This is a genomic window from Legionella sp. 227 (assembly GCF_043161935.1).
GTDB lineage: Bacteria > Pseudomonadota > Gammaproteobacteria > Legionellales > Legionellaceae > Legionella > Legionella sheltonii.
Genome location: NZ_CP171154.1, coordinates 946,271 through 963,580, shown reverse-complemented (window position 1 = coordinate 963,580; position 17,310 = coordinate 946,271). Strand labels below are relative to the sequence as shown.

Below are 17,310 nucleotides of genomic sequence, written 5' to 3'. Positions count from 1 at the left end.
TGATGAATTAAATCGGATTTTGCCTCAAAAAATTGAATACTCACGATGCTCCTTGTTGAGCAGATCATATCTCTTTAACACAGTTCAAGAAAGGATCAATTTTTTTCCTGAATCAAACTAGCGATTTACTCAATGAGTGCTGGTAAATTATTTTGTCTAAAAACCAATAGCTTTAATACAAAGAAAAAGTAAATGGCGATCAAGGCTATCGCTATTAATTGGACTAATTGAGGTGAGTAACCTAAGCGATCGACGCATTCTATTAGTAACGCCAAATTAATTAAATATCCGGTAAGGTATGCGATGATGAATCGTACAATAGTAACACGATTAAATTTTTGATTTTGATGATTAGCGAATACCCATCGTCGATTACTGAAAAAACTAAAAGTTAGATTGAAAAAAAATAATATAGTAATCACGACCTTAGGATTGATACCAACCCAAGTAAGCCCTAGGAAAAAGGAGTAACCAATAATATTGGTAATCAACCCCACGGTGCCAAAGCGTATGAATTGAATGAGGTTTCTTGATAATTGAAAAGGAAAAATCGTCCTGTACATATTTTACTCTACCTACCGATACTTTAATTTGCTAAAAACATATTCGTTATGGTGACGACATAGTACATGAGACCAGTGTCCAGGCGATACATTAAATGTAATATATTGCGAAGAATATTCGCTCGATACAACTCTGTGAAAGAGTATCACTTTGCAAAAGAAAAGCCTAAAGGTTAAGGCTTTATTAGCCAAAATGTTTTTTGGTTAAGCTGAAATAATTTGTTTTGAAAAGGGAAAGGAATACCACATAACACACAGATCTTTACATTAAGGGAACCTTGCACTAAAGTATGAAGCCTAAAAGCTAATCAAGAATTTTTAGATAACTGTGGGGTTAATTTTAGTGCAAGATCATGTTATAAAATCACAATCCGCCACAGTTATCTCCATTCCTCAGGTAACTGTCTTCACAATTCTTTGCTTGAATTTATTGCCATTATTTTTCTTTTTTCACAGAGCACCAGTTTTGCTAAGTGGTTTATTTATTTTATTTTTTTCTTGGCTGTTGCTCTATCCAAATAATAAGCGTTGGTCCTATGGATATACTCATGGATTTAAGATATTGATTCAAAATAAGGTTGATGCATTCTACTTTATTGCTCCTTTTTTTATATTGCCTTTTTTTTGGAATATTTCCCCCACCATTTTATTTTTTAAATTTGATTTTTATACAAAAGTAATTATTTCTTGGTTTATATTCTCCGTAATATGGTTGAATAAATATTATGCTATAGTCAAAGACAAAACGGATTATCGTAGTATAGCGTTTTATTTTTTTATATTTGCTAGTTGTTCTTTATGGCTACAGCTGCTATGGAAAATTGGGGCGGAGTATGTTGTTTATACGAGTATTTCGACCCATCGATTCAACCGATTAGCACAAGCTTTTTATTATATTTGGGAGCATAGGCCATTTTCATCTCATTTTTTAGTGTCATTTCAGTCTATTCAGAAATATAATGATAAAATTGCGTACGCAGGATATTCACCTCCGTTTTTGCTATTAATGTATTTTTATTCAAAAATATTAGCATTTTTATTAGGAGTAACATTAGAGCTAACAACGAGAGTTATTTCAATTTTTTATTCCATTATCTTTGCTGCTGTATATGTATTTACACTCATCAATAATCCAAATAAATCACCATTAAACAACACCCTGGTTCAATTTTCAGTTTTTTGCGTATTTGGAATAATGCTATCCATACCTGGTTTTTGGATTCAACTCACCCAGGATACCGGCACTGATAACGTTTTTCCATTAATAATGTATTTTACACTTTTTTTATTCGTATACGTCAGCCGGCAAGATTTTACATCCTCATGGTTCAAGTTTGGCTTATTAGGTCTCTGCCTCGTTGTGCCAATACATGGAATATTGATGATTGTTACACTCGCTTTTTATGTTTTGCCTAAGGAGTATAAACAGCAATATTCTGAGGTAGTCCCTGTATTATTGTTTGCATTTGCCGTTGCAATTGTGACCTATTTATATCCAGTTATCATGATAAAGCTGTTGCATTATCATAACGATTCGAGCTCGTTTCTTTTCCGTTCGGGTTTAGATGGCGATGTAACCTATTATAAAAACATGTTACAAGCTCTAGTTTTTCCATATTGGACATCATTTCCTCGTGGCTTTATTTCTGAGCTAATCTTTTTATTAATTGCTTATTTGATTGGTGGTAAAATTCTGTTGAAAGAAAAGTTCGAGCTTTACGAGAATTATCTATTTCTTTTTTTTCCTTATTTACTCACTTTTGTACTTTGGCCACAGGTGATTTCTATCCATCCATATCTGTATGATTATATGTTGGAACTACCTATTTTTTTTGTTGCTTGCTCCTTGGTCATAAGCCCCCAAGTTCAACAGCGCCTTCGTGGACCTTTTGCATTATTATTTATTCTCGGCCTGATTAGTTTGCTAATGCATAATTTTACTATGATTGCACAGGCCTCAAAGGCTTTTAGACCCTAGTTATTTTTGAAAATTTATTTATTGAAATTATCTTATCTGAAGTCTAGAATATCCCGCGTACTTTATTTTAATCAGATGAGTCAGAAGCGAATTAATACAGCGATCATTAAGGATGTGACTCTCAGTTCAAAAGTAAAATGACCTGTGAAGCAACAAGGGTAACCTTCATGAAAAAAATCGCTATCCTTCAATCTAATTACATTCCATGGAAAGGTTATTTTGACATGATTGCATCAGTCGATGAATTTATCTTATATGATGATATGCAATTTACTAAAAATGATTGGCGAAATCGTAATAAAATTAAAACACCTTCTGGGATTGAATGGATTAGTGTACCTGTTGGCCAAAGTAAAAGTAGGCGTATTCGTGACGTTGAATTGCCAGAATGTGGCTGGCAGAAAAAACATTGGAAGACTTTAGAATGCAACTATCGTCGTGCCCCAAAATTTGAAGAGGTATCATCTTTTCTGGAGCCGCTTTATAAAAAGCATTATTCTCACCTCTCGGTTTTAAATCGGCAACTGATTGAAGCTATATGTGATTATCTTGGCATTACAACTAAAATATCGAACTCCTGGGATTACACTTTAATTGATGGTAAAACAGAGCGGTTAGTTGATCTATGTTTACAAGCTGGTGCTAATGAATATCTTTCTGGACCTGCTGCTTCTGATTATATCGATGCGAAATTATTCGTTGAGCGGGATATTAAATTGCACTGGTTTGATTATAAGGGCTATCAAGAATATCCCCAACTTTGGGGTGAATTTACCCATGAAGTTTCTATTTTAGACCTCTTATTTAACTGTGGCAAAGATTCGGTGAATTACATGAGGTATGTAAAGAAATGAAATTATCTGTTGTCACTACTTTATATAAATCGGCACAACACATCGAAGAATTTTGCGCGCGTACCGCCTTAGCCGCTGAACAGCTGGTTGGGGATGATTATGAAATAGTCCTTGTCAATGACGGTTCTCCTGACAATAGCTTCAGTATCGCTCTGCAATTAGCAAAAATAAACCCACATATCCTTCTGATTGATCTGTCTCGTAATTTTGGACATCATAAAGCGATGATGACCGGACTGGCACATGCAAAGGGAGAGCTTATTTTTTTAATAGACAGTGATCTTGAGGAAGATCCTGAGTTACTTAATCCGTTCTCTAAAAAAATGGAAGAGAGTCTTTGCGATGTTGTTTATGGTATTCAAGAAAAACGTAAGGGTGGTTTCTTTGAGCGAATATCCGGCCAGTTATTTTATAGAGTATTTCGCGCACTTACAGGCATAAAAATCCCTTCAAACATTGTTGTTGCGCGTTTAATGACTCGACGTTATGTGAATGCACTTTTACTTCATCAAGAACGCGAAATATTCATGGCTGGTCTATGGTCTATCACTGGTTTCAACCAAGAACCACAAATTATAAATAAAAAAAGTACAAGTCAAACCACCTACACACTACGCCGTAAAATATCCATGTTTATCAATGCAATCACTTCGTTTAGTAATACACCATTGATTAGCATTTTTTATGTTGGCATTTTGATTTTATTATTTTCAGCCAGTTATGCAGTATTCCTCATTGTAAATCGATTTGTTTTTCACACCATACTCAGTGGTTGGACATCTATTATGGCATCAGTTTGGCTGCTAGGTGGCCTAATCATTTCGTTCATTGGTATTATTGGTATTTATCTTTCAAAAATTTTCTCTGAAATTAAACAACGCCCATATACTATTGTTCGGCAAAAATACCAAAAAAACCTTATTGATCCGCGTAACAAAGAACTGGAAGTAAGATCAACTGAATCTACAATTGATGAATAATTTAATGATGTGTCTGGTTTTGCAACATGAATAATGATAGAACATCTTGAAGATCAAATATTCTCAATTAAAGCTAAGACGTTGTACTCAGAATAAATTTATTAAGGGACCTTATGAAAAAACTAATTATTTTTGGAACTACCGATGCTGCTGAACTTGCCCATTATTATTTTTCTCGAGATTCTGATTATAAAATTGAAGCGTTCTCAGTCGATCGCGAATATCTTAAATCAAACACATTCTGTGGTTTACCGGTTATTCCTTTTGATGAAATTGTCGAAAAATATCCACCAGCGAGCCATGAATTTTTCGTTGCACTAGGCTATTCAAATCTCAATGAGACGAGGAAAAAAAAGTATCTAGAGGTCAAGGCTATGGGCTATCAACTTGCCAGCTATATTAGCCCCCATGCAACAATCCTCAATCAACACCAAATAGGAGAGAATTGTTTTATTCTCGAAGATAATACGATTCAACCATTTGTCACCATCGGTAACAATGTAACCCTATGGAGTGGTAATCATATTGGTCATCACTCCGTAATATCTGACCATTGCTTTTTGGCCTCCCACATTGTTGTTTCTGGACGAGTAGAAATTGGTGAATCTTGTTTTATTGGAGTTAATGCAACATTCAGAGACAATATATCTATAGGGGAAAAATCAATCATCGGAGCTGGGTCACTAATTCTCGCCTCTACAGAACCTCTAGGTCTCTATGTGGGTAAAGCAACGGAACGATCACGAGCTCCAAGTAACCGAATAAAAAACATTTGAGTCAGGAAGTAAGAAATGAAATGGAAAAAACTAGGTCACATATTTTGTGCTGATAATCATAGCGATTGGATGTACTCACACGCGATGATTCCAATTGCCGAACAAATTGATAATGAATTATATCGAATCTATTTTTCCTGTAGAGACAAATATAATCGCGGACATGGTGCTTTCATTGAAATTGATATGCGTAATCCGACGAAAACTCTTCGCGTTCATGATAAACCGGTTCTGGAGCCTGGGGAATTAGGTTGTTTTGATGACAGTGGTGCGCTTCCAAATGCCATTGTAATGCATGAAGGAAAGAAGCTGCTGTATTATACGGGGATCAACTTAGGTGTCACTGTTAAAATTCGCAACTCAATTGGTCTTGCGGAGTGGAATGATACGACGGAGCGCTTCGAGCGACGCTTTTTTGGCCCGGTTATTGATAGAACTCGAGAGTTTCCTCATTTTGTAGCAACTCCTGAAGTAACTTATGAGAATGGTTTATTTCGGGCTTGGTTTACATCCTGTGTTGGCTGGAAACAAACCTCAGAAGGGCCGAAGCATTTCTATCGTCTTGAATATGCAGAATCCAAAGATGGCGTGTGTTGGGAGCGAGATGGAACAATAGCCATTGATTTTAAAGATGAACATGAATACGCTCTTGGCGTGCCAAGAGTATTGCATGATACAAGCGGTTATAAAATGTGGTTTTGCTCGAGAGCAACTAAAAATTGCGACACCTATCGAATTAATTTCGCAACATCAGATGATGGACGAAATTGGCAACGGCAAGAGGCGGTCGAACTTGATGTTTCTCCATCGGGTTGGGACTCTAAGATGACCTGCTATCCATTTGTGTTTGATTATAACCATGAACGTTATATGTTGTATAACGGTAATGATTATGGAAAAACAGGATTTGGAATTGCAGTGTTGAGTAACGAGTAACCTCTAAGGCCTTGTAATAGCGTGAAAGTTTCAGGAGTGGTGGTCAAATGATGAATAGCGAGAAAATACCCTTTAATCGCCCATATACTACAGGCAAAGAATCAGAGTACATCAGCCAAACCCAGCTAGATAAACAATTATCAGGGGATGGTTCATATACGAAACGTTGTCATAAATGGTTAGAAGAACGTGTTGCTTGCATCAAGGCGCTTCTAACCCATTCGTGTACGGCGGCTTTAGAGATGGCGGCACTCTTATCGAATATACAACCTGGCGATGAGATCATCATGCCCTCCTACACCTTTGTATCGACAGCAAATGCTTTTGTCCTTCGAGGCGGTATCCCTGTATTCGTCGATATTCGAGAGGACACGCTTAATATTAACGAGCACCTGATAACCGCAGCTATAACACCTAAAACTAAAGCAATAGTGCCAGTGCATTATGCTGGCGTAGCATGTGAGATGGATGCAATCATGGATATTGCAGCACATTATGATTTAAAAGTAATTGAAGATGCTGCCCAGGGAGTGATGGCTTATTATAAAGGGCGTGCTTTAGGAAGCATCGGTGATCTCGGTGCTTACAGCTTCCATGAGACTAAAAATATTATATCAGGAGAAGGTGGTGCATTATTAATCAACAATCCTGAATTTGCTTTACGAGCTGAAATAATTCGTGAAAAAGGCACTAATCGTAGCCAATTTTTTCGTGGAGAAGTAGATAAATATACCTGGAACGATGTCGGTTCCTCTTATCTGCCCAGTGAGCTCATTGCTGCCTTTCTTTGGGCTCAACTTGAAGAGGCAGAAAAAATAACGCAACAGCGTCTAGCGATTTGGAATTATTATCATGAACGACTTAAATCTTTAGAGGATACGGGTCTTATTCGTCGTCCTATTATACCGAGCTCCTGTCAACATAATGCACATATGTACTATGTCATTCTATCTCCTGAAATTAATCGACAATCCGTTTTGGATGCGCTCAACTACAATAATGTAAAAGCAGTATTTCACTATGTTCCATTACATTCCGCACCTGCAGGTATGCGCTTTGGTAGAGCTCATGGAGAGTTGTCTTTAACGGAATCTCTGGCAGAACGAATAATCCGATTACCCCTGTGGGTCGGTTTGTCGAATAATCATCAGGACATTGTCATTGAGCAACTTTCTAATATATTAAGCAAGAGTATTTAACTTTGAAAATTCTAATTACCGGCGGGGCAGGATTCATTGGTTCAGCTTTAATCCGTTACCTTATTCAGCACACATCCGATTCTGTAATTAATATAGACAAATTAACCTATGCTGGAAATTTAGAGTCTCTTTCTGAAATCAGTCATAGTAGTCGCTATGTTTTTCAGCAAATAGATATTTGCTCCTTTGATCAAATGAATCATATTTTTTCTACGTTCCAACCCGATGCCGTGATGCATTTGGCCGCCGAGACTCATGTAGATCGCTCTATTGGTGGACCAGCTGCCTTTATAAAAACTAATATTGTGGGGACTTACACACTACTGGAAGCTGCACGTGCCTACTGGCAGTCATTGCCTGAAACACGTCAACAGTTATTTCGATTTCACCATATATCCACTGATGAAGTTTTTGGCGATCTTGAAAATTCCAGTGAGTTTTTTACTGAGACTACCCCCTATTCCCCAAGCTCACCTTATTCAGCAAGTAAAGCAAGTTCCGATCATCTTGTAAGGGCATGGCATCGAACGTATGGGCTACCGATCCTAATAACAAATTGTTCAAATAATTATGGCCCCTACCAATATCCGGAAAAGTTAATTCCCTTAACCATTTTAAATGCACTGGCGGGTAAGCCATTGTGTATCTATGGAACTGGAACACAGGTGCGTGATTGGTTATATGTCAACGATCATGTTCGTGGCTTACATCAAGTTTTAAACTTTGGAAAAGTAGGGGCTACTTATAATATTGGTGGCCACAATGAAATGCAAAATATTGATGTGGTGCGCACCATTTGTTCATTATTAGAGGAATTACTCCCAACCAAGCCACAAGGCATTATGCATTATAAAGATTTAATTACGCACGTTACCGATAGACCTGGCCATGATCTACGCTATGCTATTGATGCCAAAAAAATTCAATCTGAATTAGGTTGGCGACCTTATGAAACATTTGAAACAGGGATGAGAAAAACTGTGGAGTGGTATATTAAAAATCACAATTGGTGCAGGGCTGTTTTAAATAAAACGCAGCAAGTCACCAACCATTTCAAGCTATCTGATAAGGAATTGGTCGTATGAAAGGAATTATTCTAGCCGGGGGGGCGGGTACACGGCTTCATCCTATTACAAAAGGGATCTCAAAACATTTATTACCTATTTATGATAAGCCGATGATCTATTATCCTTTATCCGTCCTGATGTTAGCGGGTATTCGCGAGATCCTTATCATTACAACTCTTGAAGATCGTCCAGCTTATCTAAGACTTCTCGGTCATGGGGAACAGTTCGGAATAAGCATAGATTATGCAATACAACCAACCCCAGATGGCCTTGCTCAAGCATTCATTATCGGTGAAGAATTTATTGGACCTGACCGAGTTTGCTTAGTTCTCGGTGACAATATATTTTATGGGCAAGGCTTTACTCCAAAACTACGAGAAGTTGCTGCCTGTGAAACAGGAGCTACTGTTTTTGGCTATCAAGTAAAAGATCCTGAACGTTTTGGCATCATTACTTTTGATGACAAAATGAAAGCGGTGTCAATTGAAGAAAAACCCAGCAAGCCAAAATCTAATTATGCGATCACTGGACTTTATTTTTATGACAATCAAGTCGTTGATATTGCGAAGCAAGTAAAACCATCCAGCCGAGGTGAATTAGAAATCACTTGTATTAATCAACATTATTTGGAATGCGGTACTCTTCACGTTGAGCTACTTGGTCGTGGTTTTGCATGGCTGGATACAGGAACTTACGAAAGCCTTTTAGAGGCAAGTATGTTTGTGCAAACAATCGAACATCGTCAAGGATTAAAGATAGCTTGTCTGGAGGAAATTGCTTACAACAACGGCTGGATAAGCAGGGACATGATTGAGGAGATGGGGCGTGAGTTAAGTAAAAGCAGTTATGGTAATTACTTGCTAGGATTGTTGAGCCAGGGATGAGCCTTTTGGTGCACCGGTCATTGCGAGTATAGTTATTTCAAGAATTGGTCGCATACGTTCATCAATAACTTACTAATTTTCCGATAATTTTAAAAAGTAATATTTGCGGTAAGAAATTTTTGATTAAAGAGGACAAAAAGCTACGCCTCAAGATAACTCATTCTCTGAAACAAACATGACTTACATGCCAGACTCGCAGTTTCTTTAGTAAAAAAAATTTGTCGTAGAAAAATTACTCGTTTTTTTTAGGTAAAACAAGCTCCTTATAAAATGAGTCATAGTGGTCCACACAGGCCTCAAGAGAGAACTCTGAATGAGCACGTTGGCTTGCAGCTAATGAAAATTGTTTTCTTAGTGAGTCATTTGATGCTAAATAAAGTAACGCATCAGCCATTTTTGATGGATCATTTGGTGGTACAACAATTCCTGAAACGCCATCGAGCACCGCCTCGCCATTCCCTCCTACGTTAGTGACAACCATTGGTAATCCTGCTGCCATACACTCAATTACTGCATTAGAAAATCCTTCTTCTAAAGAAGATAAAATACCTATATCGGATGATTTAAGCAGAGCAGGCACATCGGATCTCGCTCCAAGCCATTTAACCGAGTCAGCAAGGTTACATTCCTCTGCATATTTTTTTAACTCCGAACCTATCCCATCATCACGTCCAATCACTAGAAGATACCATGGGGTTGGTAAACGAGATGCGATTCGAGAGAACGCCTCAAGCAGAACACGATGCCCCTTGTAAGGAATGAGGTTTGCTACAATAGCAAATACTAAGGCTGAATCGGGTATTTCCAGTTTATTCCGCACGCTCTGTCTGTCTTCGATGTCAGCAAATCTGGAAAAATTCACACCATTATAGATTAACCTTAATTTGGAATCGGGTACCCCTTCTTCTTCTAGCTGAGAAATAACAGCACGTGAATTTCCAAGAATAGCATTCATATGGCGATGTAATTTTTTTTCTATCTTTGACAGGACTGGGTATTTTGCCTGATAACCGTTTAAACTCCGCCGACTCATCACCTTAAATTTTTTAAAGGTTAAAATAGAGCAAATTCCTCCAATCAAATAGGCTGTAGGGAGGAAAAAATGCACTACTTTAAAACGCCGGTAAGATAAAAAAACAAGAAGTGACCCAAAAGAAAATGACATACGGAACAGTCGATAAATGTAAGAAGCCCCCTGTTTATGCTTAAATAAAGGCGAGTTGACTTTAATCCCCATTTTTTGTAGTTCTTGGGCCAGCGCACCCGGTCGACCAATGCAAAACACTTCGACATCCCAATTTTTTTGTTTTAATTTAGGGAGGAGTTGAAAAAGATGCATTTCTGCACCACCAACATCTAAAGACCCAATCACGTATAATATTTTATTCATTTATCCTCTAAGTTTGCTAATCAATATAATGCCCTATCAAGAGCAACCTACTTTTGAAAAATTGGAATAAGCAGGGCGGAACATTTTTTCGAGTTGATTTAACGTAAAAACAAAGAAAGTTAACAGGAGTCCCATCTTAATCTGACTTATCCAATATGAAGGTTCATCACGTAAAATGGAATAGCTGATATAGAGTGATACAAAAGTAAGTATGGAGCCTTTGGTAATCCAATTAAAAAACATAGAAAACCACATAAAAATCAATCCTATTCCATAAGTTCCCAAAACAAATAATTGAAAATTGTAGGCAGCACCCTGGCCATTGGGTATCTGTAAAACCTCTCCTAAAGAATTGAGCATTTTTCCCGCATTCGGCGACAATGAGGAGGTGAAAGGAAGGAAATTTGCAAAAACATGGAGTGAATTAGTTATCTTGCCTAAATCAAGCGACAAAACTAAATTGGTTAAAATAGCCATTTGTTCGGGGCTTGGCTGGAATGTGTAAGTTCTGGAAATATAATCAAGATATTCACTTAATTCAAAGCCCTCTTTAAATAAAGCAGCATGTACATACCATTTTAAATAATTTGAAACTTCTCCAATAAATGTAAGTAATAGAGCCACTAAAATAGGAGAGGCTATTTTATTTGATCTGGATAAGACGAGATAAGAAAAGATTAAAAAGACTAAATGTCTGTATCCACTAATAATAGAGACACACACTGTGGCTAATGTTACGACGGCAATAAAAAATTTGAGGGCTTTAGACTTAAATGGAGAAAAAAACAGTCCTCCAAGAAGAATCGTATCATAGGGGAAATGGTAAAAAAATAAATCCATAGAGCGGCCTGAACTGGCGATGATAAATTTATCTTTTGGCAAAAAAATCAAATCATAACTTTTTATCAGTACATAGACTTGAGCCAAACAAGCCATTAGCAGTAAAACCTGACATCCAATCCCATTTGTATTTAAAACAACAAGGTAGTCCCGGCTTAAGGAAGAATTTTCCGTAACAACAAATAAAGACAACAATAAAGCAAGATCAGTAATTATATAAATGCTGAGCACAAGTGCTGAAGGAGTGTAGGTTACGGGAATACCAAAGAAATCAAAGCGAAAAGGAACCAAAACGACAACGGAGTAAAAACAATACAGCATCACGCTGATTTTACACCAATAGGGTTTTCTCATTGAAATAAAACTGTTAATTAAAAGTAATGTAAAGTGCATCATCCATGTAAACACAGTAAGAAGTTCCACTTTGTTCCTCACAAAAAAATTAGATATCCTTTAGTAATAACAAAAAAAATCAGGGTTGGCGGCTCATAAAGTAACGTCGTAACCCTATTTTCAAATGCCTTTCTTCTGCTAAAAACATCAATGAGAAGAAAATCAAATTGATGCCATAAACAACTGAGTATGAGTACATTACACCGGTCATGCCAAACGCTGGAATGAGTAAGTAATTGGCAGCCACTTTACTTAATAGACCCAAAACTCCTGAAATAAAAATAAGGAAGTACTTTCTTGAGCTTGCAAAATAACTCACTAAAACAAGACTGGATGCATAAAGCGGTAATTGCAACAACCCTCTTTGGAATAAATAAGCGACTACTGATGTATTATTCGCATTAAAAGCACCGCGTTCAAATAAAATAGACACTATTTTATGTGCTGCAATCCACGACAAAAACACAATGGCGATGCTGCCGACAAAAATAATAAAGACCCAACGAAGCGCTAAAGATCGTACCGAGCGATTTGAGCCGGCAAATTCAGACGAAAACACAGGTAAAGTGGCTCGGCTAATAGAGAGGGCTGCAAGACTTAAAATCAACGCCAATACTCTATTTGCATAACCCAGGGAAGCAATAGACCCTGAGCCAAGATTGGCAGCAAAGAATTGATCGATAATCGGACCCAGAGCAATTAGAGCCTGGCCAAGAGTAATAATGCCAATTCCCTTGCCGAGCTCACCCCAAAAGGCACATTTAAAAGTAAAGCGTGGAACAGGAAGCTCCCCTGAGCGGTGTAAGGAAATTGAAAGCACGAGTAAATGAACTATATAGCCTATCACGGTTCCCCAAACCAGTGGTTCTAACTGCAAGTTCGAAAAACACACAATAGCCAGGCACAGTATAAAAGCTGGAATGGCTTCATATAAAGTATTTTGATGACGTCCTACTGCCAATAACCAGACGGAAAATAGGCTTATAACCGCTCCTAATGGTGCTAAAAAAATGAGCGAATTTGCCATCGTTTTTGCAATCTCTTTTGTATGCTCTGAAAATCCCAGTTCTTGTGTATTGAAAATAACCCCAAAAAAGAGATAGCAAGATACCATGAAGAGCGATGCGATAATTAATGTAAACCCCAATAATTCGCTATAAAAAAATGGAATTTCTTCAGGTGTGTTAGCGCGCATGCGAGCTAAAAGAGGAACTAATACTACTGTTAAAACACTAAGCCAAATTGATAAGGGCCAACTGAGAAGAGAAAAGACAAACAAATAAGCATCTACAATTTCATCCGTACCATAATGCCAGGCTATGGACATTTCTTTTGCTGCACCGATGATTTTACCGAGAAGAATAAAAAGAATGATCCAAAACAATCCGCTTGCTATACGCCGCCATTCCAAACTAATGCACGTTAATTTTTCTTTAATATCGAACTCTCTAAAAATAAAAGAAATCAATGTGTTTCCCACCAAAAAAAATTTCCCTACAGCCAAGACACCTGCTTTGAATCGTTTCGCTTTTAGTATCAGATTATATTCTTGGACGTCTTAAATGGGTTTGAGAGAAAACTTCTTGTTAACATCCCCTCATCAATTTATAGCACAATATGGGTTCCACTTTTATATGTGGCGTATATATCCATGACATGCTGGCACATTATCATAAATCCTGGTTTAGGGAAACCCAATTTTTGAGCGCTAAATGTACTAGAGGATTATTTTTTAAAGCTCGAATATTAAATTTTTTTTGAATATACTATCGCCAACAACATCAATTAGTTATTTGACTCGGGATAAGAATGGCTTTCGTAGCAAATTATCGGCAGCCAAGTAGCGTTTTAAAAAGGGATAAACAAGTTATGGCAGGAATGCTAAAAGCGAGTTCTCACGATACTCATGGTGTCGATCTCTTCGTCTTGCTTGGTATGATTTATCGAGAAAAATGGATCATTCTGTCTTGTGCTTTACTGAGCCTATTCGTTGGATTCACCTATATTTATCTCAGTGCCCCTGTTTATGAAGTTAAAGCCTATATCTCAGCCCCCAATCAAGGGGATGTGGCTGCATTTAACAAAGGAGTTCTTGCGAACCAATCTTTAATTGAACCCCTGAACGTTAATTCAGTGTATCAAGTTTTTGGCAACCAATTGCTGTCTATTTCTCTCAAAAAATATTTCTTTGAACATTATTATCTGTCACTTTTACAAGAAAAACCCCAAAATATCATTGCCAAGGCGCATGTCTATAATGATTTTTCCAACAAACTGTCAATCAATGTAATTAAGAACACTACCCCAGTGCACTATGAAGTAGTAATCAAAGGAACTGAGCCAAAATTGATGGCTGTTTGGCTGCAACAATACATCAGGTTAGTCAACAACCGCACGGTGCATTCCCTTATTAAGAATATTGACAAACAGCGTGCCATCGCCATTTATCGACTAGAGCATGAGATTGATTTAATAAAAGGTATTGCCCAAAAGCAGAAATTAGATCATATGGCTCAGTTACATGAAGCCATTAATATTGCGCAAAATGCAAATATAAACATCCCGGTGGTAAACCAATATCATACGGTAAATGAAACTAATATGGCTTATATGCTTGGCACTCCAGTTCTTCGCGCGAAAATTAAAAATTTATCAGAGCGAGATTCGAATGACCCATTTACTCCTGGCCTACGCACATTACAAGGCCAGCTTGATTTTTATAAATCATTTGTTATAGAGCCAAAAGAAGTAAAAGTATTCCATCTGGATGGAACAATAGAGACACCAATTATCCCTGTTTCACCGAAAAAGAAATTGATTCTTACAATATCTTTATTGTTAGGTATACTTGCAGGGGGAGTGTTTGGAATCACCCGAATTTTTTGGCGAAATGTCCATGCGCTAAAAAATTCCTAGTGACAGAAGATCAAACCACGTGTACCTTTTGCTAATTAAGAAGAAATTAAAATGGTTTTTAGTTTAATCTCAGTACTCTGATGGAGGTGATGTTTAGTGAGAGTTTTAGTTACTGGAGTAGCTGGATTTATTGGCTTTCATGTGGCACAAAAATTGTGCGAACGAGGTGATGAAGTTATTGGTATTGATAATCTCAATGACTATTACGATGTAAATCTGAAAAAGGCACGTTTACAACAACTGGCTGATTTTGCCCATTTCAAGTTCATTCATCTCGAATTGGCTGATCGAGAATCTATGGCGCAATTGTTTGCATCGCATAATTTTCAACGAGTTATTCATCTTGGTGCCCAGGCTGGAGTTCGTTATTCCATTGAAAACCCCTATGTCTACATTGACAGTAATCTGGTCGGTTTTCTCAATATTTTGGAAGGATGTAGACATCATCGTATAGAGCACCTTAGTTATGCTTCTTCCAGCTCCGTTTATGGTGCTAATGAATCCCTGCCTTTTTCAGTTCACGATAATGTAGACCATCCTTTGAGTCTTTATGCAGCAACCAAAAAGGCCAATGAGCTTATGGCTCATAGTTACAGTCATTTATATCGACTTCCAACCACAGGACTACGCTTTTTTACAGTGTACGGGCCTTGGGGAAGACCCGATATGGCACTTTTCAAATTTACCAAAAATCTTCTGAACGATGAGCCTATCGATGTATTTAATTTTGGAAACCATCGACGAGATTTTACTTATATTGATGACATAGTAGAGGGCATAATAAGAGTACATGATCATCCGGCTACACCAAATAAAGAGTGGTCAGGTATGTCTCCCGAACCTGGTACAAGTTCTGCCCCATGGCGCGTTTACAATATTGGCAATCAAAGTCCTGTTCTTTTGTCACGTTATATCGAAGTATTAGAACAGTGTCTCGGAAAGAAGGCAAAAATGAATTTGTTACCCCTGCAAGATGGTGATGTGCCAGATACTTTTGCCGATGTAGAAGCGCTTAAGAATGATGTGGGATATGCCCCAAGCACTCCAGTAGAAGTGGGGATAAAACGTTTTGTGGAATGGTATCTGGATTATTATGCAGTACAATCTGATAGAGCGTTAGAGCGGGTCAGTTGATAATGATGATGTTGGATGAGATTACAATAATATAAAAATAAAATTGGGACTGAAAGGATGAGCGTTGTTGAAGAAAAGAAGCTTGCTGTAGTTGGTTTGGGTTATGTTGGTTTGCCCTTGGCAGTTGAATTTGGCAAAGTGCGTTCGGTAATGGGTTTTGATATTAATGAAAATCGCATTAGAGAACTTAAAAGCGGTCATGATTCGACTCTAGAAATCAGTGATGCAGAATTGCAGGAAGCAAAACATTTGTATTTAACATCAATCCCTGAGGAAATTGCTTTTTGTGATATGTATATCATTACCGTACCAACGCCGATTGATCAGTACAAACAACCAGATTTTCAGCCTCTGATTAAGGCCAGCGAAATGATAGGGCGTATGCTGGAGCCTGGTAATATCGTAATCTATGAGTCTACTGTATATCCTGGCGCTATAGAGGAAGTCTGCGTACCCGTACTTGAGCGTACCTCTCGAATGAAATTTAATGTGGATTTCTATGCCGGTTACAGCCCAGAGCGCGTCAATCCAGGTGATAAACTTCACCGAGTAACAACGATTACGAAGATTACTTCAGGATCAACCCCTGAAGTCGCAGATATTGTCGATGCTTTGTATCAAGAAATTATTGTTGCAGGCACTCATAAGGTCGAGAGCATCAGAGTCGCAGAAGCAGCAAAGGTCATTGAAAATACACAACGTGATTTGAATATCGCATTAATCAATGAACTAGCGATCATTTTCAATAAGTTGGATATCGATACGGAAGCGGTGCTGAAAGCTGCTGAAACCAAATGGAATTTTTTACCGTTTCGTCCTGGTTTGGTTGGTGGGCATTGTATTGGTGTCGATCCTTATTATTTGACGCATAAAGCACAAGCTATTGGTTATCATCCAGAAATTATTCTCGCAGGGCGTCGTCTTAATGATGCAATGGGATCTTATGTGGTATCTCAGCTTGTGAAATCAATGATTAAACAACGTATTCATGTTGAAGGGGCAAGAGTTTTAGTAATGGGATTAACTTTTAAGGAAAATTGTCCTGATATACGCAATACACGTGTCATTGATGTTATAACTGGGTTAAAAGAATATAATGTAGCTGTGGATGTCTATGATCCCTGGGCTGCTGAAGCAGATGTTGAACATGAATATGGACTTTCATTAATTGCACAACCCAATAGAGGCGAATATGACGGCATTATTCTCGCAGTCGCCCATCAACAATTTAAGGATATGGGTATCGAGATGATTCGCTCATTTGGTAAGGGGCAACATGTTCTATATGATTTAAAGCATTTGTTTTCAGCTGAGGCGAGTGATTTACGATTGTAATGACATGAATTTTATATTGCTTATTAAATTGATAAAGAAATTTAAGCACGAAATGTATGAACGTG

The 17,310-nt window shown here is 37.6% G+C and carries 15 protein-coding genes; 11 read left to right on the top strand and 4 right to left on the bottom strand.

The genetic code is table 11. The annotated features are described in order from the left end of the window. Nucleotides 1-125: 125 nt before the first annotated feature. Complete coding sequence (locus ACF8MK_RS04145; protein ID WP_392538301.1) at nt 126-563, bottom strand: GtrA family protein; 438 nt, start codon at nt 561-563, stop codon at nt 126-128. A gap of 343 nt (nt 564-906) precedes the next feature. On the opposite strand from ACF8MK_RS04145, the gene ACF8MK_RS04140 reads away from it, so the two are divergent. The 8 genes from ACF8MK_RS04140 (at nt 907) to rfbA (ending at nt 9,237) form a co-directional block, all read left to right on the top strand. Then, nucleotides 907-2,541: a hypothetical protein gene (locus ACF8MK_RS04140; RefSeq protein WP_392538300.1), complete on the top strand. Its 1,635-nt coding sequence runs from the start codon at nt 907-909 to the stop codon at nt 2,539-2,541. 167 nt (nt 2,542-2,708) lie between these two features. After that, nucleotides 2,709-3,395, top strand: a complete 687-nt coding sequence (locus ACF8MK_RS04135) for a WbqC family protein (protein WP_392538299.1) — start codon at nt 2,709-2,711, stop codon at nt 3,393-3,395. Continuing rightward, complete coding sequence (locus ACF8MK_RS04130) at nt 3,392-4,375, top strand: glycosyltransferase family 2 protein (protein ID WP_392538298.1); 984 nt, start codon at nt 3,392-3,394, stop codon at nt 4,373-4,375. Before ACF8MK_RS04135 ends, ACF8MK_RS04130 begins: the two co-directional genes overlap by 4 nt. Before the next feature lie 113 nt (nt 4,376-4,488). Further along, the gene (locus ACF8MK_RS04125) at nt 4,489-5,151 is read left to right on the top strand and encodes an acetyltransferase (protein WP_392538297.1); all 663 of its coding nucleotides are present in this window, start codon (nt 4,489-4,491) and stop codon (nt 5,149-5,151) included. A 15-nt stretch (nt 5,152-5,166) separates the two neighbouring features. Then, the gene (locus ACF8MK_RS04120) at nt 5,167-6,087 is read left to right on the top strand and encodes a hypothetical protein (RefSeq protein ID WP_392538296.1); all 921 of its coding nucleotides are present in this window, start codon (nt 5,167-5,169) and stop codon (nt 6,085-6,087) included. Nucleotides 6,088-6,134: 47 nt separating this feature from the next. Further along, the gene (rffA, locus tag ACF8MK_RS04115) at nt 6,135-7,286 is read left to right on the top strand and encodes a dTDP-4-amino-4,6-dideoxygalactose transaminase (protein WP_392538295.1); all 1,152 of its coding nucleotides are present in this window, start codon (nt 6,135-6,137) and stop codon (nt 7,284-7,286) included. Nucleotides 7,287-7,288: 2 nt separating this feature from the next. Then, nucleotides 7,289-8,371, top strand: a complete 1,083-nt coding sequence (rfbB, locus tag ACF8MK_RS04110) for a dTDP-glucose 4,6-dehydratase (protein ID WP_392538294.1) — start codon at nt 7,289-7,291, stop codon at nt 8,369-8,371. Continuing rightward, the gene (gene rfbA / locus ACF8MK_RS04105; RefSeq protein ID WP_392538293.1) at nt 8,368-9,237 is read left to right on the top strand and encodes a glucose-1-phosphate thymidylyltransferase RfbA; all 870 of its coding nucleotides are present in this window, start codon (nt 8,368-8,370) and stop codon (nt 9,235-9,237) included. The genes rfbB and rfbA overlap by 4 nt, the downstream gene beginning before the upstream one ends. A gap of 232 nt (nt 9,238-9,469) precedes the next feature. Here the strand turns inward: rfbA and ACF8MK_RS04100 are convergent, their stop codons facing one another. Genes ACF8MK_RS04100 through ACF8MK_RS04090 form a run of 3 tightly spaced genes read right to left on the bottom strand, consistent with a single transcriptional unit; the run spans nt 9,470 to nt 13,340 of the window. Next, nucleotides 9,470-10,627: a glycosyltransferase gene (locus ACF8MK_RS04100; protein ID WP_392538292.1), complete on the bottom strand. Its 1,158-nt coding sequence runs from the start codon at nt 10,625-10,627 to the stop codon at nt 9,470-9,472. 36 nt (nt 10,628-10,663) lie between these two features. After that, nucleotides 10,664-11,890: a hypothetical protein gene (locus ACF8MK_RS04095; protein WP_392538291.1), complete on the bottom strand. Its 1,227-nt coding sequence runs from the start codon at nt 11,888-11,890 to the stop codon at nt 10,664-10,666. A 49-nt stretch (nt 11,891-11,939) separates the two neighbouring features. Continuing rightward, nucleotides 11,940-13,340 (bottom strand): lipid II flippase MurJ, encoded by a 1,401-nt coding sequence (locus ACF8MK_RS04090; protein ID WP_392538290.1) that lies wholly within the window; start codon nt 13,338-13,340, stop codon nt 11,940-11,942. A gap of 329 nt (nt 13,341-13,669) precedes the next feature. Here ACF8MK_RS04090 and ACF8MK_RS04085 point away from each other — a divergent pair, with 329 nt between their 5' ends. The 3 genes from ACF8MK_RS04085 (at nt 13,670) to tviB (ending at nt 17,245) form a co-directional block, all read left to right on the top strand. Next, nucleotides 13,670-14,776: an LPS O-antigen chain length determinant protein WzzB gene (locus ACF8MK_RS04085; protein ID WP_392538289.1), complete on the top strand. Its 1,107-nt coding sequence runs from the start codon at nt 13,670-13,672 to the stop codon at nt 14,774-14,776. 96 nt (nt 14,777-14,872) lie between these two features. Further along, nucleotides 14,873-15,910 carry an NAD-dependent epimerase gene (locus ACF8MK_RS04080; RefSeq protein WP_392538288.1) on the top strand — a complete coding sequence of 346 codons (1,038 nt, stop codon included), beginning with the start codon at nt 14,873-14,875 and terminating at the stop codon, nt 15,908-15,910. A gap of 57 nt (nt 15,911-15,967) precedes the next feature. After that, nucleotides 15,968-17,245 (top strand): Vi polysaccharide biosynthesis UDP-N-acetylglucosamine C-6 dehydrogenase TviB, encoded by a 1,278-nt coding sequence (gene tviB, locus ACF8MK_RS04075; RefSeq protein WP_392538287.1) that lies wholly within the window; start codon nt 15,968-15,970, stop codon nt 17,243-17,245. Nucleotides 17,246-17,310 lie beyond the last annotated feature (65 nt).

What these genes read in the sequence shown, in the direction of transcription:
- ACF8MK_RS04130 (WP_392538298.1), top strand. Translation starts at nt 3,392, where the DNA reads ATGAAATTATCTGTTGTCACTACTTTATATAAATCGGCACAACACATC.
- ACF8MK_RS04120 (WP_392538296.1), top strand. Translation starts at nt 5,167, where the DNA reads ATGAAATGGAAAAAACTAGGTCACATATTTTGTGCTGATAATCATAGC.
- ACF8MK_RS04085 (WP_392538289.1), top strand. Translation starts at nt 13,670, where the DNA reads ATGGCTTTCGTAGCAAATTATCGGCAGCCAAGTAGCGTTTTAAAAAGG.
- ACF8MK_RS04100 (WP_392538292.1), bottom strand. Translation starts at nt 10,627, where the DNA reads ATGAATAAAATATTATACGTGATTGGGTCTTTAGATGTTGGTGGTGCA.
- ACF8MK_RS04125 (WP_392538297.1), top strand. Translation starts at nt 4,489, where the DNA reads ATGAAAAAACTAATTATTTTTGGAACTACCGATGCTGCTGAACTTGCC.
- rffA (WP_392538295.1), top strand. Translation starts at nt 6,135, where the DNA reads ATGATGAATAGCGAGAAAATACCCTTTAATCGCCCATATACTACAGGC.
- rfbA (WP_392538293.1), top strand. Translation starts at nt 8,368, where the DNA reads ATGAAAGGAATTATTCTAGCCGGGGGGGCGGGTACACGGCTTCATCCT.
- ACF8MK_RS04145 (WP_392538301.1), bottom strand. Translation starts at nt 563, where the DNA reads ATGTACAGGACGATTTTTCCTTTTCAATTATCAAGAAACCTCATTCAA.
- ACF8MK_RS04135 (WP_392538299.1), top strand. Translation starts at nt 2,709, where the DNA reads ATGAAAAAAATCGCTATCCTTCAATCTAATTACATTCCATGGAAAGGT.
- tviB (WP_392538287.1), top strand. Translation starts at nt 15,968, where the DNA reads ATGAGCGTTGTTGAAGAAAAGAAGCTTGCTGTAGTTGGTTTGGGTTAT.